This window comes from Caballeronia sp. INML1 (assembly GCF_023631085.1).
Classification (GTDB): domain Bacteria; phylum Pseudomonadota; class Gammaproteobacteria; order Burkholderiales; family Burkholderiaceae; genus Caballeronia; species Caballeronia turbans.
This window is the reverse complement of record NZ_JALQDT010000068.1, coordinates 156,090-175,728: the sequence shown is the minus strand read 5'-3', so window position 1 is coordinate 175,728 and position 19,639 is coordinate 156,090. Positions and strand designations below refer to the sequence as shown.

Below are 19,639 nucleotides of genomic sequence, written 5' to 3'. Positions count from 1 at the left end.
GGCGCGTTTCGAGCCTACTTCAACGAGGCCTGCGTTCTGGGCGGATACTTCTTGAGCACCTGCTGGTAGCGGGCGAACTCCATCACGAGCGGGACGCTGGCCGGGATATGGCGGATCGCGATCGACTCCTCTTCCTTCGGGTCCGCGTAGAGGTTGAAGACCAGCACGGTCCACGCGTCGCCGACCATCCCCGCGAAGCCGCCGTTGTAACCCTTCCGGGTCGCGGCGTCCGGAAGCTGAAACTTCTTCATCATCTTGAATTCGTCGACGCGCACGGCCGAAAGCTCGTCGTTCCAGAAGTACATGACGCTGCGCCGGTTCGAGACACCCTTGTCAGCGAGCAGGAACGAAGTCTGGTCGATGCCGTCGATGTAGGTCGTCGAAGGCACGAGTTTCGAAAGGCCCTTGTCCGGCGTGCCGGCGAGCGCGATCGACGTATTGAACAGGTCGGCAAAATCGAAGAGGCCGTCGGAGCGGCGCGGCTCGATCATGCCTTTCCAGTAGACGAAGAAGGGCGAGCGCACCGCGCCTTCCCACGTCGAGCCCTTGCCGCCGCGAAACATCGAGCGTGCCGCCGGCTGGACTTCCTGCTCCGGGCCGTTGTCCGACGCGAAGAACACGATCGTGTTATCCAGCTGGCCGTTCGCCTGCAGCGTGTCGATCAACTTCTTGAACATGTCGTTGACCTCCACGATGCAGTCGCCATAGTTCGTGCGCGATGCCGAGCGTCCGGCGTAATGCGCGTTGGGATAGTTGTCGAAGTGGCACGCGCGCGGCGCGTAGTACAGGAAGAAGGGCTTAGTCGCGTTCTTCTCGCGGTTCAGGAAATCGACGGTGTAGTCGAGCCACTTCGTGTCCAGGTCCTTGATGGTATCGGTGTTGATTTCGTACAGGCTTTCGATCTTGCCGCCCTTCACGGCGTGCACGTCGCTCTTGTTGAACGGCAGATTGGCGATGTAGCGATAGCGCTCGGGACTCAGCGCGATTTCCGGGTTGTACTGCGGGTCGCGCCATTCGGTGTACATATCGGAGACCGACAGGAAGCCGCGGAAGTCGTCGAAGCCCACGTTCTGCGGCTGCGAGCCCGTGTTCTCGCCCATGTGCCACTTGCCGACCGCCTGGGTCGTGTAACCCGCGTTCGAGAGCAGTTGCGGCAGTGTGGTGAGACCGGCGAGGCCGCCCGGCTGGCCGTACATCGGCGGAATCTGGATGCCGTGATGGGCCATGTTCTGGCCGGTCATGATCGTCGCGCGAGTGGGCGAGCAGCTCGGCTGGGAATAGGCCGAACTCAAGACGAGGCTCTGGTTTGCGATGCGGTCGATGTCCGGCGTCGCATTGCCCACGGCCTCGCCGCCCCCGTTGAAGCCGAAGTCGCTATAGCCGACGTCGTCGAGCAGGAAGACCACGATGTTCGGACGCTTGCCGGTCTTCTTCTGCAGGGCCTCCAGCTTGCGGACGGCCTCCTGCTCCTGATCGGCGTGCGCGACGACCGGCTCCATGTTGTCCGCGAGCTTGACCGTGCGGGACGCCAGATACTGGTTGGGCTGGTCATAGCCGGCCAGGCCCTGTTGTCTGGTCGGTTCGGTGATCGTCTGCGCGCCGACGGCGTGCGAGATGGCCAGTGCTGCTCCTGCTGCAAGAAGCAAGACCGGGATGATGCGTTTCATGGCGTCTCCTGCTGTTGTAGTAATGGACGGCGACTGGCCGGCGAACGGCGCGTGGGAGCGGGGGACGCACGCGGCCACGCGGTTCGCAGGCGCAGTCGTTGCGCCCGGGACGCGACTCACTTGCGAAATTAACAGCGTCGGACGCGTCGAATACCCCTCGTGAATAGGGGGCGCGCTTCGAGTGCGTATCAGCCCAGCTTGCGCGAGATGATGAGCTTCTGAATGTGGCTCGTGCCTTCGTAGATCTTGCAGACGCGCACGTCGCGCAGATAGCGCTCCACCGGGAAGTCGCACAGATAACCGTAGCCGCCGTGAATCTGGAGCGCGCTCGAGCAGACCTTCTCGGCCATCTCGCTCGCGAAGAGCTTGGCGATCGACGCTTCCTTCACGCAATCCACGCCGGTGTCGCGCAAGCGCGCGGCGTGAACGCAATACTGGAACGCGACGTCGACCTGCGCGGCCATGTCGGCCAGATCGAACGCGACGGCCTGGAGCTGCGCGATGGGCGCGCCATACGCCTCGCGTTCATTGGCATATTTCACCGCCGCGTCGAGCGCGCCGCGCGCCGCGCCCGCAGCGATGAACGCGATGCCGATGCGGCCATCCGACAAACCGCTCATCACCGTCCGGTAGCCGTCACCCTCCGCGCCGAGCCGGTGCTCCACGGGCACGCGACAGTTTTCGAGCGCGATCTGCGCCGTGTGGGCGGTATGCTGGCCGAGCTTCTCCTCGACGCGCGTCGTGGCGTAGCCAGGCTGCGACGGATCGACGATGAACGTCGTTGCGCCGCGCTTGCCCGCTGCCTTGTCGGTGATGGCGAATGCCACGCCGACGCCGGCCTCGCTCCCGTTCGAGATGAACTGCTTCGAGCCGTTGAGAACGTAGTGATCGCCGTCGCGCACCGCGCTCGTGCGCAGTGCCGCCGTGTCCGAGCCGGCATGCGCTTCGGAGAGCAGGAAGGCGCCGATCGACTCGCCGCTCGCCATCGCGGGCAGGAAGCGCTGCTTCTGCGCCTCGGTGCCGTGCTCCGCGATGCACATCGCCGTGAAGTTGTGGACGTGCAGGATCGTGGCGAGGCCCGCGTCGTGAGCGGCGAACTCGTGCTGCGCGAGGCAAAAGTCCAGCACGCCCGCGCCCGTGCCGCCATAGGCCTCGGGCACCAGCATGCCGAGAAATCCGAGTTCGGCGAGCGCCTCGATTTCGGCGCGCGGCCACGCGGACTCGCGATCGCGCCGGGCAGCCGTCGGCGCGATGATGTCGTGAGCGACGCGGCGCGCCGAGTCGCGAATCATGATCTGCTGCTCGCTGAGGAACAGGCTGGAAAGGTCTTTACTCATGGATCGTCGTCCTCATGTGGGGGCGGGGGCGGACCGGGCGAGCGGCGCAGAGCGCCCGTCCCAGTCGCGCAGGATGTCCTGCGTGTGTTCGCCGCGCCGCGGGATCGGGCGGGGTCCGGGCAGCGGCCCGAGCGAGAAGCGCGGCGCAGGGTTAGCCTGCAGGACGCCGTTCGCGCGCGTGTACACGCCGCGCGCCTGCATATGCGGATGCAGCGCGGCTTCTTCGGGACTCAGTACGGGCGCGAAACAGGCATCGCTGCCTTCGAGCAATGCGCACCATTCATCGCGGGTGCGTGTGGCAAAGAGATCGGCGAAGCGCTGGCGCAGATCGGGCCATGCGCTCGCGTCGTAGGCGTGGTCGAAAGCGGGGTCGTCCGCGAAACCGAGCTTGTCGCGCAGCAGGCGATAGAACTTCGGTTCGAGCGAGCCGACCGAGATCATCCCGCCGTCCGCGCAGCGATACGTGTTGTACCAATGCGGGCCGTCGAGCAGGCTCCGGCCGCGCTCGGCCGTGAACTGTCCGGACGCCTGCAGCGCATGCAGCAAGGTCATCATGTGCGCGCTGCCGTCGACGATGGCGACATCCACCACTTGCCCCTTGCCGCTCGCGCGCGCGTGCATGATGCCCGCGAGCAGCCCCACGGCGAGATAGAGCGCGCCGCCGCCGATGTCGCCCACGAGGCTCGGCGGCGTAATGGGCGGTTCGCCCGGCTGGCCCGAATACCACAGCGCGCCGGACAAGGCGATGTAGTTGAGGTCGTGCCCCGCGGCATGGGCGAGCGGGCCGGTTTGCCCCCAGCCGGTCATCCGGCCGTAAACGAGCCGCGGGTTATGTTGCAGGCACACGTCCGGCCCGAGGCCGAGGCGCTCCATCACGCCGGGCCGCATGCCTTCGATCAGCGCGTCGCATCGTTTCGCCAGTTGCAGCACGGTCCCGACGCCCTCGGGCGTTTTCAGATCGACAGCCACCGAGCGCTTGCCGCGATTCGGGATGTCGTGATTGCCGAGATCGATCCGGTCGGTGTCGGGATCGACGCGATCGACCACGACCACGTCCGCGCCCAGATCCGCGAGCAGCATGCCGCAAAACGGCCCCGGTCCGATGCCTGCGATCTCCAGCACGCGCACACCGCTGAGCGGGCCTTGCCAGTCTGGCGCCATGGTCTGCCTCATCATCGTTGGATGCGGCCAATGATAGAGAGCGCGCCGCGCGCAGACACCCCCTCGGAAGGAATGGGTGGGGTGCCGAGCGGCGCATCGCGGAGGCGCGCCGCGCCCCCTATTTGGACAGGGGCGCGGAGGGCGGCGGCTTACGTTGCGCCCGATACGCTCATTTGATGAAGCCGTGCTCGCGCGCCCACGTCATGGCGTCATAGCGCGAGGAAACGCCGAGCTTGGTGAGGATGTTGCGCACGTTCCATTTCGTGGTCCCGACGGCGATGTTCAGGGTCAGGGCGATGCGCTTGTTGGACATGGCCTGCGAGATCAGCAGCAGGATTTCCCGTTCGCGCGGCGTGAGATTGACGCCTTCTCGCGCGAGCGCCTGCGCGTCCTGTTTGCCGGCGCGCGCCGGCGGCGGCGTGTGTGCGGCGTCGCCGGGCTTCAGCAGCGTGTCGAGCAGCGCCGCGGCCTGCGGCGAGAGCGCCGCCGTGTTGCGCAGCGTTGCGAAACGCCGCGTGACCGGCTCGCCGTCGTCGATGAAGGTGCGCACGAGTCCGAGCGCCGCGCCCGTGTTCAAGGCATCGACGAGACACTGCCGGGCTGCCGGCGTCTGTTCGATGTCCTCATAGGCGGCCGCCGCCAGCAGGTTCACGCGCACGAGCAGGCGTTCGCGGCCGGCGGCGAGCGCGAAGGCCCGCGCCTGCTGGAGGGCGTTGAGCGCCTCGGATGCGTTGCAGTTCACGAGGGCGAGGCGGGCACGCGAGAGCGCCGCGATCGCCCGTGTCTCGTCGGCCGAGGCGGGGTCGGCTGTGCCTTCGCTGGCGGTGGCGAGCGCGTCGAGTTGCGTCATGACGCCCTGCGCGCGGATGTGATCGCCGTCGCCGAGGAGGATCTTCACGGCCTCGCCCAGCATGAACGCGGCGGGCCGCGGCAGGCCGAGCGCCTGCAGATGCGCGGCCTGCCGCTGAAGGAAGGCGAGGGCCGCTGCCGGGCCCTGATCGAGCCGGTCGAGCCGGGCGTGGACGAGTGATGCCTGCACCATGACGTCGGGCCACGAGGCGCGCAGCAAGCTGGTCCGGTTGGCGAGGACGTCGCGCGCCTCGGCGATGCGGTCGAGCTCGTAGTACGCATCGCCCAGCATCGCTGCGCAAAGGCCCGCGCAGACCGAGTGCCGCCCATAAGTCGTCTCGGCCTGCTCGAGCAGCGCCTCGCCGAGGCGGGCCGTTTCGCGCACCTGGCCTTGCTTCAGATACGTCGCGGGCAGCGTGGCCTCGAACATCAGCGCGATTTCGCTGCCCTGATCGTCGCTCTGCACGGCGTGCTCGTCATGCAGACGCAGGGCTTCGCGAATACGGCCCACGTGCGCGAAGGCGGTCACGAGCGCACCGACGTAGACGTATTTCAAGGTGCGGTTCGAGGGCCACGACTCTTGCGGGCGCTCGAGCAGGCGGGTGACGTGCCGGCCATCGTCGCGCTGCATCGCGATGGTCGCCTCCGCCAGCGCGAGCTGGACCTCCATGCCGGGCAGGCGGGCCGCGTCGGTGCGCCGCAACTGGTCGAGCCAGCGCTGTGCCTGCGCCGGCCGCGCGGTCAGGGCGTAGGTCAGGCAGCCAAGAAACGAAAGACGCGGATGCTCGACGAGCATGTCCTCCGGTAAATGATCGAGCAGCTGGACCATCGCGCCGACGGCGCTGAAACGCCAGTCGGGCGGCATGGCGCTTTCGACGGTCCGCACCGCGAGCCCGAGGTCGCCGGTGAGCTTCGCATGACGCACGGCGGCGACGAGCATCTGCTGGCTGGCGAACCACGCGCTCGCGCGCCGGTGCAGCGTCTGCACGATCCCGCCGCCGCGCGCGGCCAGCCTGCTGCCGAGAAACTCGCCGAGCAGCGGATGAAAGCGGTACCACGGCGTGCGATCCTCAGTTTCGACGCGCTGGATCAGCAGGAACTCCTCTTCGGCGCGCTTCAGGAGATCGGCGGCTTGCGTCCGCGCGGTGACGTGCGCGGCGAGCGCCGCGTTGAAGCGCCGCAGCGGCGCGAGCATTTCGAGGAACGCGATCATCTCGGCGGGCACCTGCGCGATCACGTCCTCGGCAAGGTAGTTCTGCAGGTCGCCCGAGCGCCGCAGGAACACCGGCAACTGGCCGCGCGTGGCCGGGCGATTGCGCAGCATGATCGCGATGAGTTGCAGGCTCGCCGGCCAGCCGCGCGTCACTTCCTGGATCAACTGGAGCTCGTGGGCCGTCAGCTTGATCGTCGGAAGATTCTGCTCGAAGAAAGCCTGGGTTTCGTCGACGCTGAACGGCAGGTCTTCGAAACCCGCCTCGGCGAGCTGGCCGTACACGCGCAGACGGCTGAGCGAGAGCGGCGGCGTGGTGCGCGAGGCGATCACGATGTGCAGATTGGCGGGGCTGTGCGTGACGAGCTTACGCATCAGCTCGTGCGCCCACGGGTCGTCGACGTGATGGTAGTCGTCGATGAACAGATAGATATCCTTCGCAACCCGCTGCGCGAGCGCGATGATCGCCGCCGCGACGGGCTCGACCGGCCACGCTTCGTCCGCGTCGGCGTCGGCGCCCTCGAAGGCCGGCATGTCTTGCGGCGCGATGCCCAAGCGCGCGAGCGCGCCGCGCAGGTCATGACAGAACACGGCCCGGTGCCGATCGTCCGCCGCGAGCGCGAGCCATGCGACTTCCGCGCCGTTCTTCATCAGTTCCTGCCGCCATTGCACGAGCAGGATCGTCTTGCCGAAGCCCGCGCTGCCGGTGACGACGGTGAGCGCGCAATGCTGCGCTTCGCGCAGCCGCTCGATGAGCCGCTTGCGCGCGATATGGCGGGGGCCGACGCGCGGCGGCGAGAATTTCGCCGGCTGATTGGGCTCGTCGGACTTGGGTGTCTGGAACGTCATGGCGGCTTCCGAATCAGGGGGATGGGCGGGAAAACCCCGGGTTTGGCTCCTCGGATTGTCCGCCGTCGTGCGCGTGTGCGGCCCCCCCGCAAATAGAGGGGATTCAGCACTTTCGAATCTCTATCGTTGCAAAGCAGGTACGGCGCGCATCGCTGCGCCGGGCAGCGGCGTGCTGGCCGTACGCCTGTTTCCAGCCTTCCGCCGCGCCGTGCGCACGATTCGCAGCAGACGATTTTCGCCAGGACTGGCATGGATTGGGGAGCAATAGATGAGCGTCACGTTTGAACTGAAGGGCCCGGTGGGCTGGATCACGCTTGCGCGTCCGGAAGCCATGAACGCGCTGTCGCGCGAGATGGTGGAAGGCATCACGGCGAAGCTCGTGGAGTGGAAAGACGACCCGCAGGTTCGCGTCGTCGCCGTGACGGGAACGGGGCGCGCGTTCAGCGCCGGCGCCGACCTGAAGACGGCCGGTGCGCCCGCGCAGCCGGGCGAGAAGGACTTCCTCGACAAGATCGTCGATCTGTTCGACACGATGCGTGCGTTTCCTCGCCCGGTCATCGCCGCCGTCAACGGTCTTGCGCTCGCGGGCGGCCTCGAGGCCGTGATGACCTGCGACTTCGTGATCGCGGCGGAAAGCGCGCGCTTCGGCGACGCGCATTCGAACTTCGGCGTGTTCCCGGGCGGCGGCGGCGCAGCGGTGCTGCCGCGCAAGATCCCCGTGAACATCGCGAAATACCTGCTGTTTACGGGCGATTCCGTGTCGGCGCAGGAGATGAAGCAATACGGTCTCGTGGCCGAAGTGGTCGCCGATGCGGAGTTGCTCGACCGCGTGCAGGCGATCGGCGAGAAGCTCGCGGCGAAGAGCCCGCTCGTGCTCTCGAAGATGAAGCGCGTCGCCGACGAATCGGCGGACAAGCCGGTTGCGGACGCGCTGCGCCACGAAGTGCTGGAACTGCGCAATCACCAGCGCTCCTACGACATCCAGGAAGGGCTGCGCGCGTTCGTCGAAAAGCGCAAGCCGGAATTCAAGGGTTATTGACGCCGGCGCGCTCGCGCGGGTTCATTCGATTTTTGGGGAAACCATGGAAAACATCTATATCGTCGGCGTGAGCATGACGCCGTTTGGCCGCCACATGGACAAGAGCGTCAAGCAACTCACCGCGTGGGCGGTCGAGGACGCGCTCAAGGACGCCGGCTGCGAGCGCAAGTGGGTCCAGGCTGCGTTCTTCGGCAACACGGCGCAAGGTCACTTCGACGGCCAGCACATGATTCGCGGCCAGGTGGCGCTCTTGCCGATCGGCCTCGGCGGGATTCCGATCTACAACGTCGAGGGCGCGTGCGCGTCGTCGAGCGCGGCGTTCAATCTCGCGGTGATGCAGTTGCGCGCGGGCGCGGCCGACGTCGTGCTGGCCGTGGGCGCGGAAAAGATGTATTCGGACGACAAGGCCAAGATGTTCTCGTGCTTCGAATCGGCATGGGATATCGAAACGCTCGATGAAAACAAGAGCTGCCTCGCCGACATGGGCAAGGACATCGTGCCGCCGCCCGGCTCGCAGTCCGACAAGCCGTACAGCCCGTTCATGGACGTCTATAGCCCGCTTCGACTGCGAACCGCACGAAGGAATTGCGTGGCTGAAGATCGAGGATATAGAACTTGTTCACGCACGGCGGCACGATCAGCAGCGGCCGCCGCGCGACCTTCGCGGTGAGCGGCGCGTACTGGATCAGTTGCATCAACTCGCATTCGAAGACGACGGTGCCCGCCGAGGTCGCCACGTTGCGGCCCACTCCGAAGGCGCTTTCGTCGGTGATGGCGATCTGGCCGCGTTGCGCATCGGTGAGCCAGTTTGCAAGCCCGGTCCGCAGGCTTTCGCCGCCCGTTTCGAGTGCGAGGCGCAAGGCCTCGGGATTGGTCAGCGCGAAGTTGGCGGGGCTCGCGGCATCGATGAATTGACGCGTCGCGAAACGCAGTTGATGGCGCGTTTTCGTATCGGCGGCGATTGCTTCTGTCATGGCCGCGAGCAGGTCGGCGTTCAGCCGGTACGACTGCATGAGCGCGGCGTACCACGGATGCGCTCGCCACTCCGGCGCGGCGAAGCGGCTATCGTGCAACGCGGTGCCGCCGCTCGCTGTCGCGGGCGTGGCCGCGTTTTGCACGGCGCCCGTCAGCGTTTGCCACACCGTCCACTGTCCGTCCCAGTACTGCTGCGCGAGCGCGGCAAGAGAGCTTGTCGAAGTGGGGCCGTCATGTCTCGTGACGGTATTGGGATTGTCCGCGCGGTTTCCGTTCACGTTGTCTCTCTCAGGCGATGGAGTGATCTTTACTTGTTCAGGAGCCGCCTGTCCGGTCTCGATCTCCGGAGCGATGCGCTCAGGCGGGCTCAGGCGGCAGGGGCGAGCCTCGAAGGGTAGGAGCGGCGCGCAGGGACGTCCCCCTCATCTTCGAGGGGGCGCGCAAGGCTCGCGAAACGGCCGAAATGAAGAAAGCGAGCCGTCGGCGGACCCCCAAAAAAGGAAGGGGCATGCGCCTGAAAGTCGCTCATATGATGAAGCGTAACCAGTTCGCCATGACGGCGTAGACCAAGGAAAAGGAGCAAATATGACGCGCAAAGTAGTTGTGGCCGGCGTAGGCAGCCGCTCGTCAACTCGTGGATCAGCTTCAGCGCGTCCGCGTCGAGCTTGCCCGTGCCCAGATTCCCTTCGATGAACGCGCGCGTTTCAGCCAGGCTGAAGGGCAGCTCGGCGCTGTCGAGTTCCACGAGCTGGTTCATCATGCGCAGCCGGCTCAGACTCAACGTCGGGGCCACGCGTGAGGCGATCGCGACATGGAGATTGCCGGGCGCGTGATCGATCAGCTTCTGGATGAAGCGGTGCGCGAGCGGCGACTCCACGTAGTGGTAGTCGTCGATGAAGACGAATAGATCTTTCTGCAGGTCGAGTGTGCTTTCGACGATGGTGGCAATGACTGCCTCCATCGCGCGGGGGTTGGCATCGTCGATGCGCAAGTCGGCGTCCGCGCACAGGCCGATGCGCTGCAACGCGGCCACGAGCGCGGCGCAGAAGTCGGCGTATTGCTTCTCGTCGGCGGTGAGCGTGATCCACGCCACTTCGCCGCCGCCCTCGACGCATGCCTGGCGCCACTGAGCGAGCAGCGTGGTCTTGCCATAGCCGGCGCTGCCCGTGACAAGAGCGAGCGTCGCGTGCTGCATCCGTTGCAACTGAGTAAGCAGCTTCGTGCGAGGCACGTGCTTCGAACCGATGCGAGGCGGTGCGAAACGCGTGGCAGCCACGTGTTTGATGAAAGGCGTTGTCAAGTCGTCACCTGGTCGATGGCGTTGGCGCGCGGAGCCTTTTCGCCCCCTCAGAACGAGGGGTGAAAAAAGAACTCGCGGAAACTAACTTAACACGAACGCAACGTCAAGAAAGCGTGCGAGCCATGTGACGGCGCGCTTGCCAGGCACCAGCCGACGTTTCGCAGCACGGGCGCCGTTCAGGGTAATCCCCGAGCGTAACGGCCCCGGGGCGGCACGAAAGCAACGGTGTTGAACACCCTATCGAACCGCGGCGACGCGCAAGTGTGACCCATGACCTATCGCATCCCCACCGAAGAGCAAACGCTGGCGGTCGAGAGTTTCCGCAAGTTTCTGCTGACGGAGGTCAGGCCTGTCGCCCGGTCGTACCGGGACCGCTTCATCCCGAAGACGACGATGCGCGAACTGACCCAGCGCATCGCGGAATTTGGCCTGCCGGGTTGCACGGTGCCCGTCGAGCATGGCGGCATGGGCTGGTCATATACGACGCAGGGCATGTTGTTCGAAGAGCTCGCCGTCTGTTCGCGCGACATCGCGCTGTGCGTGATGCTGAACACGGCACTCGCGGCGGCATTGCTCGACGCGGCGCCGGCGGTGCGAGAGCGGTATTTGCCCGAGACCCTCGCGGGCCGGCTCTTCGGTGCCCTCGGCATATCGCATCCGGAAGCGGGCCCGAACGTCGATGAAGACGCTACGAGCGCCGTGCGCGACGGCGACTGCTTCATCGTGAACGGGACGAAAGCCTGGGTCGCCAACGGCCTCTATTCCGACGTGCTCGTCTGCGCCGCGCGGACCGGGCGGGGTTCGTCGCACCTGTTGATCGATCGTGAAGAGCACGGCTACGAAGCGCGCAGCCTCGACCGAAACGCGTTCGGTTCGCAGGCGACCGCGCAGATCCTGTTCGCCGACACGCGCGTTCCCGTCACGCATCTGATCGACGAAGCAGGTGACGGTGGACGTTACTCGCAAAAGCGCCGCGAACAGGCGAGCGCCCACGTCGGGGTGCTGCTGGTCGGCCTCATGCGCGCCGTGCTCGACGAATCGGTTGCTTACGCAGCGAAGCGCATCGGGCCCGCCGAGGCGATGGCCGCGCATCAGTCGATTGCCGAAAAGATTGCGGAGATGGCGATCGCGACGGATGCGGCGCGGCTCTTGTACCAACGTGTATTCGGCTTGATGGATGCGGGCATGCACAGCGACATGCAGGCGTCGATGGCCGTGATGTTCGCGGCGCAAGCCGCGGCGCAGGTATGCCGTGAGGCAGGCCGGTTACATGGCGCACACAGCGTGACGCGCGCATCGGACATCGAGCGCATGGTTCGCGAAGCCATCGTCTTGCCGATGGTCGACAGGACGTGGGAGACCCACACGCTCGCTATCGCGCAGGCATCGATGGCCTGATGTCAGAGCGCGCTTTTCTGCGATTGAAACAACGATAAATCATCGGTCGCCGTTTCCGCGCTCGATACGCGCGACGGACGAACCGGCGCCCTGCATGGCGCAGAAGAGACGTACCTGGAGGAGTTCGCATGGGCATCATCAGGCAGGGTATCGGCGGGGCGGCGCTGCTGCTGGCCGCTCAGGGTGCGTGGGCGCAATCGACGGTGACGCTATACGGTGTCGTCGACAGCTTCGTGCAATATCTCGGCAACGGTTCGACGCATTCGTTTTCCGAACGTAGCGGAGGCAATAGCGGATCGAATGTGGGCTTGAAAGGCGACGAAGATCTGGGAGGCGGCTTCAAGGCCAGATTCGTGCTGGAAAGCGGGTACAACGTCAACAACGGAACATTCTTCATCGACAGTTCGACGCTGTTCTATCGTCAGGCATGGGTCGGGCTGACGCACAACGACTATGGAACGCTGACATTCGGTCGCCAGTATCAGCCGACATTCTGGGCTATCTACTACACCGATCCATTTCGCGGGAATGAACTGCTTTCGCCCGTGGCGGCAGCTGCCGTGGCGGTCGATCGCAACACCCTCGCCACGCAGGCCGCGTCCGGTCGCACCAGCAATTCGATCGAGTATCAGTCGCCCGTCATCGGAGGATTGAAGCTCTACACGATGTATGCGTTCAGGTCGACGAACACGCTGCCCGTCGTGCAGAACGTGGGCAATCTGTTCGATATATCCATGACTTACAGCGGATACGCCCTGTTCGTCGGACTTGCCTACCAGAATCAGCATGGCGGTTCCGAGAACCTGCCAGCGTTGCCTGCCGCTTTGAACCTGCTCGGCACCGAGCGCTTCACGGGTGCCGTTGCATATCGGATCGGCATTGTGAACCTGCAGGCGAACTACACGTACAACCGCTCGAAGGACGCGCCCGCCGGCTCACTGGCCGCGCGCCTCGGTGCTGCGCATTCGTACAGCTTCGCGGAGATCGGCGCGACGATCCAGGCAACGCCGGCGGACACGATTGAAATCGCCGGGATCAGGCGCGACGCGCGCGGCGCGGATGATCACGCGGAGGGCGTGGAACTCGGTATCGATCACAGCATTTCGAAGCGAACGCAGTTTTATGCGCGCGCCGGCTACATCAAGAACCACGGCAGTTCGACGATGAGTTGGCCCGCGGTGTCAGTGACCGAGCTCGGGTCGTCGCAAAGTATGGTGGCGCTCGGAATGACGCATCGTTTCTGAGGTACCGAAGTGTGCGGCGACAGCGAAGCGAGCTTCGCGCTGCGAACAGCGCGTCACCGCCGAGCCTCGCGTAAAGCGAGCAAATCCGTCTGCTGACGTATCGGCAAGCATCAGACAGCCGCTGCCATTGCGAACGGCTGCATCAGGATTTTTCATCGTCGAGATTCTTGCTCGACGAGTTCGATCCTTCGGTATCCGGCTTTCCGGCGTCGTCGCCGTGCTTCGTCACGCCGAGATCCTCGAGCACCGCATCGATCTTCTCGCTATCGCCGTCATCCAGCTTTTGGCGGACGTCGGCATCCTCGATGGCGTCGCCAGACTTCTTCCGGCCTTCGCCGACATCGGGCGTATGTTCGTCTGTCATGATCGTTCCTTTAATCAGGCCGGCACGCCGTCGACGCGCGTGCCGGCCGGTTGTGCTCAGGCATCGCTCTCACGATACCGCGATGGCGTCCGTGTGCGCGCCGTCGGAAGCGCCATCGGTTACGGCGCGCCCCGTCTGCGTTTCAATGTCAGCGACCGAGGCACAGACCAAGCCCGCAATCTTGTAATGCACCATATGGCCGGCATCCAGTTCGACTTCGAGCGTGCTGTTCGGCAAAACGCCGTGCAAGCGCGCGGACTGCGATTCCGGATCGACGATCTTGTCGCCGACACCCGCGAAGATACGCACGGGAATGTCGATCGAAGGATAGTGGGCACGCAATCGCGCCGCCGCCGGAATCATGAACGCCGCGTCCTCCGATGTCGCGCGAATCTGGCTCGGGCGCAACAGCATCTCGCGAGGCATGGCGTCGAAGAAATCATCGGGCATGGTTGCCGGTGCGAACATCGCTTTTACCGTCTGCTTCAGCATTAAACGGCCCATGAAGGGCGAAACGGTGTATCGAAGGACGTCGCCGAGCACCGGCACGGCGGCTGGCGCCGTCATGGCCACATCGAGACGCGCGGACGGAAAGTAATAGCCGGAAATAAGCACGAGGCCGCGCACCTGCTCGGGGAAATCGACGGCAAGCGCGAGCGCGACCAGCGTACCCCATGAATGTCCGATCACGGTCGGCTTCTCGATGCCGAGATCAAGCAGCGCGCGCTGCAACAGCGCTGCCTGAGCCTGCGCCGTCCACATCCGATTGCGCGGACGATCGCTATAACCGAAACCCGGTCGATCGAAAGCAATCACGCGATGATTTCCCGCCAGCCGGTCGATCACACCGCTCGCTTCGAAGTCCTGTAGCGGCACAGTGTTGCCGTGCAGTACCACCACGCACGGGCCGTGACCCGTGTCGGTGTAGTGCAGGCGAACGCCGTCGATCTCGACGAATCGGCCGATCGGCGGGTTCGCTCGCTCGGCTTGTTTGGCCTTATGGCGATTCCATAGAGCAGCAGCCGCTGCTGCGGCAGCCGCAAGGGCAAGCACGCCTAACGCGGGCGGCAAGGCTTCGGGTTTGGCACTGAGACGGGGCATGGCTTTCTCGCTGAGAGTGAAATGGCGGATGAGTATCGGTAAGGAAAGAATCGATCAGTTCGAAGTCCGATCGATGAAAATGATGTGCTCCGTGCGGCCACCGTTGCTGGTGGGCAAGTGCATGGTTCCTTCATGACGCATCGTCCATCCGGGTCGCAAGGCGATCGACAGCCGGTTTCCGTCCGAGCGGCTGTCGATTCCACCCAGCCCGAACGCCGGCGTCGCGACGCTGTCATCGAGCGTCGCGTTCGAGCCAACGACGTTGTCATGCATCGGCGACAGATCGCGTTTCGCATCGAGATTCTTGCGATCGGTATCGACCGTATCGTCCGTGGCTTCCATGTTCGCGTTGTCAGTCGAGACGATGCGTGAGCTTGCGCGCACGACCGGATCGCCGCTCGATGCCGTGGACCGGTTATCGTCGATGGAGGGAAGCGGGGACGGGTCGTCGGAAGGCGGCGCGGGTGTCTTCCGTACGGACGCCGGATCGAGTTCGGCGGCGGCCGTTTGCGGATCGATGCGGGCGGTCTCCGTGGCCGGCGTGGTGCCGGGGCTCGTGGCCTGTTGCGTTTTCTGCTGAGCTTGAGACGGGTTCGATTCGGCGTTGTTCATTGTGCAGACTTTGACTCGCGTAAGCTGCAATAGGCGCCGTGATTGCCCAGTGTACTTAGTCGATCGTCGTCTTCTCCGTGATAAGGGTGCGGTAATGGTGGCTCGGGCGCCAGGCGCTTCGTCGCGGTATGAGGGCCGCATCGAACGCGCTAACCGGTAGCCAGGAAGCGACGAGTACGCTCCTTACGCAGCAATGGCTGTGCCGCATCGCTGAATTCGGTCGCGCGCCGCCCCCGGAAGGTGCCCCGTTTAGCGCTGCGGTTCATATGCTTCCTCGAAATCGTTCGTGGCGTCGCTAGGGCCTCCTGCTCCAGAATCGAACGTTGTGTTTTTCACCTGGAGCTTTCCATGAGCGGCGAGGCCCTGCGCCAGTTGCATCTGAACATCAACGCACTTCATTCGGGATTCGTGCCGTCGGCCTGGCGTTTGCCGTCGTCGGATCCGAACGTCTTTCTCGACGTGAATCACTATGTGCGCCTGGCGCAAATCGCCGAACGCGCGTGTCTGGATGCAATTTTTCTTGCCGATAACGCCGCGATCTCCGATCAACTCGACATGCGTCCCATCACGGCCCTCGAACCGACGTTGCTGCTCACGAGCGTCGCGGCGGCGACCACGCATATCGGGCTGATCGCGACTGCATCGACGAGTTACAACGAGCCCTATAACATCGCGCGCCGGTTTGCGACGCTCGATCTGATCAGTGGGGGACGCGCGGGCTGGAACATCGTCACGACGGCGGACTTGCCGTCTGCGCGCAACTTCGGTCTCGATGCGGTGCCCGATCACGCGACACGCTATGCACGCGCGGACGAGTTCGCGACGCTCGTCAAGACGTTATGGAATAGCTGGGAGGATGATGCGTTCGTCGCGCAGAAGGCGAGTGGCCGTTTCGTCGATCTCGACAAGGTGCATCCGGCGGACCATCGCGGGCGATTCTTCAATGTCCGGGGCGCGCTGAATGTGCCGCGTTCCGCACAGGGTCACCCGGTGCTGGTGCAAGCGGGCGCATCGGGCGATGGGCGCGAACTTGCCGCGCGTCATGCGGAAGCGGTGTTTTCAGCATCTCAATCATTCGATGAATCGCGTGCCTATCGCGAAGACCTGAACGCACGCGCCGCGCGTTACGGACGCGGCCCGAACGCGGTGAAAGTGCTCGCGGGACTGACGACGATCATCGGATCGACGCAAAGCGAGGCGCTGCGCCGCCGCGATGAACTCGTCGATCTGATTCCGCTGCAATACAGCCTGAACCGGATTGCGGGGACGCTCGGCATTCCAGTCGATTCGCTTTCTCTCGACGCGCGCTTGCCCGACGATCTGCCGCCGCCGAACGGCGGCAACGGCAATCACACCTTCTTCAACGCGACGCTCGCGCAGGCGCGCACGCATGGCTACACGGTGCGCGAGCTGATTCGTGCGCTGGCGGGCGGCGGCGGGCATCGCGTGATCGTAGGCACGCCTGAGCAGGTCGCCGATGACATCGAGCACTGGTTCAAAAACGGCGCCGCCGATGGCTTCAATCTGATGCCGGACGTTCTGCCCGATGGTCTCGAAGCCTTTACGGAGGGTGTCGTGCCGATTCTTCAGCAGCGAGGCATTTTCCGTCGCGCATATGAGGGCAAGACGTTGCGCAGTCATCTGGGGCTTGGAGTGCCGGACGGGCGTTACGCGAGGCAGGCGGCTGTTGCGTAGGAGCGTTGTTGGTCGAGGACTATTCGGGCCGCTACGGACCAGAACTTCGATCGCCCGATGACATGGCGTAATAAAGAGAGTTCGTGCGGCGGGAAGGGTATATAGTGATTAGACCGCCCTCACTACGTGGACCGGTCTTTCAGAGGTAGTCATGCGATCAGATATCAAGAAAGCTATCCCGCCTGCGGCAGATGAGACTGCTTACAACCGGGATCGTCGGGCACGGCTGCTTCTTCTCAGGACTGAGGACGCTAACCGGGCGGATCAAAGGCGCATCAGCTATTCGCTCATCGATTCCACCGCCAGCAAGTGGCGATTTCCGCCCACGCCGTAAAGACTCATCATGGCCCTCCATTTTCCGAATCCGAGCCGAAGCTACGATGCCGCGCGGCATTGCGTGTTCTTCTGGGGCCATGACGAATCGCGCGAAATCACGTTCGAGGTCGGCAGCGCAACGCTCAAGAGTTTTCAACCCGCGCTGGGTTCCGACGAGCGGGCGTATCTCGTCGCATTCGACGAGTTTCGCGAAGCGCTGCTTGAAATCGCGAAAAAGAAATATGTGCGTGGCCCGCAGAATCGATATTCGATTTGACGACGGCTACGGTCCGGGTCGCTTCTGCTCGCGTAACGAGACCCGCGACTTTCGACGAAAAGCAATCGACGCTCACAGCGAGACGTCTTCGATCAAATTCCAACGCACCGCACGAATCCTGCGATCGACGAAATAGCCGCCACCTTCCGTGTAGCGCAGATAGAGTCGCCCACACGATGAACATGCCCACACGCCGCAGCGGTTATACGGAAAATAGCGTGGCGCAATGGGCGCATCGGCCGACCAGTAATTGATCTTGCCGGGCAGATATTCGGCAAACGTGGGCTCCGGATCGTGCTCCGAAACCAGCGTGCCGATCTCGCGGAACTGCGCTTCGTCGAGGGAAAGCGGCTGCGATTGCCAGCCGTCGAGCGGCGTTTTCGTGCACGTGCAAGCGCCGGGAGCCTCGGCATCCGCGTGCCGTGCGAGCGCGATCAGTGCGGCGGTGTCGAGATAGTCGGGCATGGGCGATGTAGTCGAAGGCGGACGCGCCATCATGCGCGCATCCGCAACGGTTCAGCAAGCCGTCAACCGTTCATCATGCGATCGCGCTGAGGCGCGACCCAGGAACGATCGAAACGGCCTTCCGCGATGGACTTCAGCGCCGCCGCTTCCTTTGCCGCCTGCTTGCGCGCACCCTCGATCACCGCTTCGACATCCGCCGGCGCGATGGCGAGCACGCCGTCTTCATCGCCGACGACGATATCGCCCGGATGCACCACCATTGCGCCGACCGTCACCGGCACGTTGATCTCTCCCGGTCCATGCTTGTACGGCCCGCGATGCGTCACGCCGCGCGCGTACACCGGGAAATCGCGCTGACTCAACTCACCGACATCGCGGATCGCGCCGTCGATCACGAGGCCCTGCACGCCGATGCTTTCGGCGAAGCTCGCCATGATGTCGCCCATCAGCGCCTGCGTGAGCTCTCCTGCGCCGTCGATGACGAGCACGTCGCCCGGACGGCAATAGTCGAACGCGCGATGAATCGCGAGATTGTCGCCGCCGCGCGTGCGCACGGTGACCGCGGTTCCCGCCATCGGCTTCGGCCGATGAAACGGCCGCAAACCAGTCGTGCCGCTCACGCGGGCCATGTTGTCGCTCAGAAGCGATACCGCGAGTTCGCGCAAGGCGGCGAGCGTCGCGGCGCTCGCCTGGGGCGCGGATTCGTATTCGCGCCATCCGGCCGGATTCATGTCGTCGCTCCTTCAGTCGAGTGTTGTCGTGCGAGTTGCGCGGACAGGCGCCCGTAGACGGCGCGCGCGTTGTCCTCGTAGATAAGTTGGCGATCCGCGTCGCTGAGCCATTCGATCGCGTCGATATAGCGGCGCGTGTCGTCGAAGTAATGGCCGGTTTCGGGATCGACGCCCTGCACCGCGCCGATCGTCTCCGATGCGAACAGGATGTTCTTCGCCGGGATCACCTTCGCGAGCAGTTCGGCGCCCGGCTGGTGATACACGCAGGTATCGAAGAAAACATTCTTCAGCAGATACTCGGTGAGCAGCGGCCGCTTCATGTCCTGCGCGAGTCCGCGATAACGTCCCCAGTGATAAGGCACCGCGCCGCCGCCGTGCGGGATGATGAACTTGAGCGTCGGGAAATCGGCGAACAGATCCGCCTGCAGCAACTGCATGAACGCGGAGGTGTCGCCATTGATGTAATGCGCGCCGGTCGCATGGAAGTTGGGATTGCACGACGACGAAACGTGGATCATCGCGGGCACGTCGAGCTCGACCATCGCTTCGTAGAGCGGATACCACGAGCGGTCGGTGAGCGGCAGCCCGGACCAGTGGCCGCCCGACGGATCCGGATTCAGATTGCAGCCGATGAAACCGAGTTCTTCGACGCAGCGCCGCAACTCGGCGATGCAGTTCTCCGGCGCCACGCCCGGCGCCTGCGGCAACTGGCAGACGCCGACGAAGTTGCGCGGAAAAAGCGCGCACACGCGATGCACGAGGTCGTTGCATTCGGCCGACCAGACTGCGTTGGCGTCGGCGGTGGCGAGGTGATGGCCCATGCCGGCGGCGCGCGGCGAGAAGATCGTGAGATCGGTGCCGCGCTCGCGCTGAATGCGCAACTGCCCGCCCTCGATGCTCTCGCGGATCTCATCGTCGGAAATGGCGGGGCGCGGCGGCGGCGCGGCGCCGTCCTTCAGCGCGGCGATCTGCTGCATGCGCCACGCTTCGTGCTGGGGCGGCGAGGTCGTGTAATGGCCGTGACAATCGATGATCATGCGTGACTTCCGT

Annotated in this window: 17 protein-coding genes and 1 pseudogene; 6 read left to right on the top strand and 12 right to left on the bottom strand. The window is 64.6% G+C overall.

The annotated features are described in order from the left end of the window. Positions 1 to 14: 14 nt before the first annotated feature. The 4 genes from NCR38_RS28195 to NCR38_RS28180 all read right to left on the bottom strand — a co-directional run bounded on the left by NCR38_RS28195 (position 15) and on the right by NCR38_RS28180 (position 7,073). Complete coding sequence (locus tag NCR38_RS28195; protein ID WP_284502515.1) at positions 15 to 1,667, bottom strand: sulfatase-like hydrolase/transferase; 1,653 nt, start codon at positions 1,665 to 1,667, stop codon at positions 15 to 17. Positions 1,668 to 1,855: 188 nt separating this feature from the next. Continuing rightward, positions 1,856 to 3,004 carry an acyl-CoA dehydrogenase family protein gene (locus NCR38_RS28190; RefSeq protein ID WP_284502513.1) on the bottom strand — a complete coding sequence of 383 codons (1,149 nt, stop codon included), beginning with the start codon at positions 3,002 to 3,004 and terminating at the stop codon, positions 1,856 to 1,858. A 12-nt stretch (positions 3,005 to 3,016) separates the two neighbouring features. Further along, positions 3,017 to 4,165, bottom strand: a complete 1,149-nt coding sequence (locus NCR38_RS28185) for a CaiB/BaiF CoA-transferase family protein (protein WP_250477976.1) — start codon at positions 4,163 to 4,165, stop codon at positions 3,017 to 3,019. A gap of 169 nt (positions 4,166 to 4,334) precedes the next feature. Then, complete coding sequence (locus NCR38_RS28180) at positions 4,335 to 7,073, bottom strand: LuxR C-terminal-related transcriptional regulator (protein ID WP_250477975.1); 2,739 nt, start codon at positions 7,071 to 7,073, stop codon at positions 4,335 to 4,337. 268 nt (positions 7,074 to 7,341) lie between these two features. On the opposite strand from NCR38_RS28180, the gene NCR38_RS28175 reads away from it, so the two are divergent. Continuing rightward, positions 7,342 to 8,112, top strand: a complete 771-nt coding sequence (locus NCR38_RS28175; protein ID WP_250477974.1) for an enoyl-CoA hydratase/isomerase family protein — start codon at positions 7,342 to 7,344, stop codon at positions 8,110 to 8,112. A 43-nt stretch (positions 8,113 to 8,155) separates the two neighbouring features. Beyond that, positions 8,156 to 8,521, top strand: a pseudogene (locus tag NCR38_RS34545) (beta-ketoacyl synthase N-terminal-like domain-containing protein); the annotation flags it as partial. Positions 8,522 to 8,651: 130 nt separating this feature from the next. On the opposite strand, the gene NCR38_RS28165 reads toward NCR38_RS34545, so the two are convergent. Beyond that, the gene (locus NCR38_RS28165; RefSeq protein WP_409241443.1) at positions 8,652 to 9,365 is read right to left on the bottom strand and encodes a hypothetical protein; all 714 of its coding nucleotides are present in this window, start codon (positions 9,363 to 9,365) and stop codon (positions 8,652 to 8,654) included. An 89-nt stretch (positions 9,366 to 9,454) separates the two neighbouring features. Beyond that, complete coding sequence (locus NCR38_RS28160; protein WP_250477973.1) at positions 9,455 to 10,318, bottom strand: AAA family ATPase; 864 nt, start codon at positions 10,316 to 10,318, stop codon at positions 9,455 to 9,457. Positions 10,319 to 10,657: 339 nt separating this feature from the next. Here NCR38_RS28160 and NCR38_RS28155 point away from each other — a divergent pair, with 339 nt between their 5' ends. After that, positions 10,658 to 11,785, top strand: coding sequence for an acyl-CoA dehydrogenase family protein (locus NCR38_RS28155; protein WP_250477972.1), 1,128 nt, complete (start codon positions 10,658 to 10,660; stop codon positions 11,783 to 11,785). A 128-nt stretch (positions 11,786 to 11,913) separates the two neighbouring features. After that, complete coding sequence (locus tag NCR38_RS28150; protein WP_250477971.1) at positions 11,914 to 13,029, top strand: porin; 1,116 nt, start codon at positions 11,914 to 11,916, stop codon at positions 13,027 to 13,029. A 142-nt stretch (positions 13,030 to 13,171) separates the two neighbouring features. On the opposite strand, the gene NCR38_RS28145 is transcribed toward NCR38_RS28150, so the two are convergent. The 3 genes from NCR38_RS28145 to NCR38_RS28135 all read right to left on the bottom strand — a co-directional run bounded on the left by NCR38_RS28145 (position 13,172) and on the right by NCR38_RS28135 (position 15,106). Beyond that, complete coding sequence (locus NCR38_RS28145) at positions 13,172 to 13,393, bottom strand: hypothetical protein (RefSeq protein ID WP_250477970.1); 222 nt, start codon at positions 13,391 to 13,393, stop codon at positions 13,172 to 13,174. A gap of 69 nt (positions 13,394 to 13,462) precedes the next feature. Then, positions 13,463 to 14,494 carry an alpha/beta fold hydrolase gene (locus NCR38_RS28140; protein ID WP_250477969.1) on the bottom strand — a complete coding sequence of 344 codons (1,032 nt, stop codon included), beginning with the start codon at positions 14,492 to 14,494 and terminating at the stop codon, positions 13,463 to 13,465. A gap of 54 nt (positions 14,495 to 14,548) precedes the next feature. Further along, positions 14,549 to 15,106 (bottom strand): DUF3005 domain-containing protein, encoded by a 558-nt coding sequence (locus NCR38_RS28135; protein ID WP_250477968.1) that lies wholly within the window; start codon positions 15,104 to 15,106, stop codon positions 14,549 to 14,551. 348 nt (positions 15,107 to 15,454) lie between these two features. On the opposite strand from NCR38_RS28135, the gene NCR38_RS28130 reads away from it, so the two are divergent. Both NCR38_RS28130 and NCR38_RS28125 read left to right on the top strand, forming a co-directional pair. Beyond that, positions 15,455 to 16,801: an LLM class flavin-dependent oxidoreductase gene (locus NCR38_RS28130; protein ID WP_250477967.1), complete on the top strand. Its 1,347-nt coding sequence runs from the start codon at positions 15,455 to 15,457 to the stop codon at positions 16,799 to 16,801. A 343-nt stretch (positions 16,802 to 17,144) separates the two neighbouring features. After that, positions 17,145 to 17,393, top strand: coding sequence for a DUF1488 domain-containing protein (locus tag NCR38_RS28125; protein ID WP_250477966.1), 249 nt, complete (start codon positions 17,145 to 17,147; stop codon positions 17,391 to 17,393). 72 nt (positions 17,394 to 17,465) lie between these two features. Here the strand turns inward: NCR38_RS28125 and NCR38_RS28120 are convergent, their stop codons facing one another. The 3 genes from NCR38_RS28120 to NCR38_RS28110 form a co-directional block, all read right to left on the bottom strand. Then, positions 17,466 to 17,858 carry a hypothetical protein gene (locus NCR38_RS28120; RefSeq protein ID WP_250478011.1) on the bottom strand — a complete coding sequence of 131 codons (393 nt, stop codon included), beginning with the start codon at positions 17,856 to 17,858 and terminating at the stop codon, positions 17,466 to 17,468. Positions 17,859 to 17,920: 62 nt separating this feature from the next. After that, positions 17,921 to 18,589 carry an RraA family protein gene (locus NCR38_RS28115; protein ID WP_061118686.1) on the bottom strand — a complete coding sequence of 223 codons (669 nt, stop codon included), beginning with the start codon at positions 18,587 to 18,589 and terminating at the stop codon, positions 17,921 to 17,923. Next, positions 18,586 to 19,626, bottom strand: a complete 1,041-nt coding sequence (locus NCR38_RS28110) for an amidohydrolase family protein (protein ID WP_061118685.1) — start codon at positions 19,624 to 19,626, stop codon at positions 18,586 to 18,588. Before NCR38_RS28110 ends, NCR38_RS28115 begins: the two co-directional genes overlap by 4 nt. Between the last annotated feature and the right edge of the window lie 13 nt (positions 19,627 to 19,639).

Excerpts from the sequence above, each read along its gene's own strand:
- NCR38_RS28195 (WP_284502515.1), bottom strand. The coding sequence starts at position 1,667 with ATGAAACGCATCATCCCGGTCTTGCTTCTTGCAGCAGGAGCAGCACTG.
- NCR38_RS28190 (WP_284502513.1), bottom strand. The coding sequence starts at position 3,004 with ATGAGTAAAGACCTTTCCAGCCTGTTCCTCAGCGAGCAGCAGATCATG.
- NCR38_RS28185 (WP_250477976.1), bottom strand. The coding sequence starts at position 4,165 with ATGGCGCCAGACTGGCAAGGCCCGCTCAGCGGTGTGCGCGTGCTGGAG.
- NCR38_RS28180 (WP_250477975.1), bottom strand. The coding sequence starts at position 7,073 with ATGACGTTCCAGACACCCAAGTCCGACGAGCCCAATCAGCCGGCGAAA.
- NCR38_RS28175 (WP_250477974.1), top strand. The coding sequence starts at position 7,342 with ATGAGCGTCACGTTTGAACTGAAGGGCCCGGTGGGCTGGATCACGCTT.
- NCR38_RS28155 (WP_250477972.1), top strand. The coding sequence starts at position 10,658 with ATGACCTATCGCATCCCCACCGAAGAGCAAACGCTGGCGGTCGAGAGT.
- NCR38_RS28150 (WP_250477971.1), top strand. The coding sequence starts at position 11,914 with ATGGGCATCATCAGGCAGGGTATCGGCGGGGCGGCGCTGCTGCTGGCC.
- NCR38_RS28145 (WP_250477970.1), bottom strand. The coding sequence starts at position 13,393 with ATGACAGACGAACATACGCCCGATGTCGGCGAAGGCCGGAAGAAGTCT.
- NCR38_RS28140 (WP_250477969.1), bottom strand. The coding sequence starts at position 14,494 with ATGCCCCGTCTCAGTGCCAAACCCGAAGCCTTGCCGCCCGCGTTAGGC.
- NCR38_RS28135 (WP_250477968.1), bottom strand. The coding sequence starts at position 15,106 with ATGAACAACGCCGAATCGAACCCGTCTCAAGCTCAGCAGAAAACGCAA.
- NCR38_RS28130 (WP_250477967.1), top strand. The coding sequence starts at position 15,455 with ATGAGCGGCGAGGCCCTGCGCCAGTTGCATCTGAACATCAACGCACTT.
- NCR38_RS28125 (WP_250477966.1), top strand. The coding sequence starts at position 17,145 with ATGGCCCTCCATTTTCCGAATCCGAGCCGAAGCTACGATGCCGCGCGG.
- NCR38_RS28120 (WP_250478011.1), bottom strand. The coding sequence starts at position 17,858 with ATGCCCGACTATCTCGACACCGCCGCACTGATCGCGCTCGCACGGCAC.
- NCR38_RS28115 (WP_061118686.1), bottom strand. The coding sequence starts at position 18,589 with ATGAATCCGGCCGGATGGCGCGAATACGAATCCGCGCCCCAGGCGAGC.
- NCR38_RS28110 (WP_061118685.1), bottom strand. The coding sequence starts at position 19,626 with ATGATCATCGATTGTCACGGCCATTACACGACCTCGCCGCCCCAGCAC.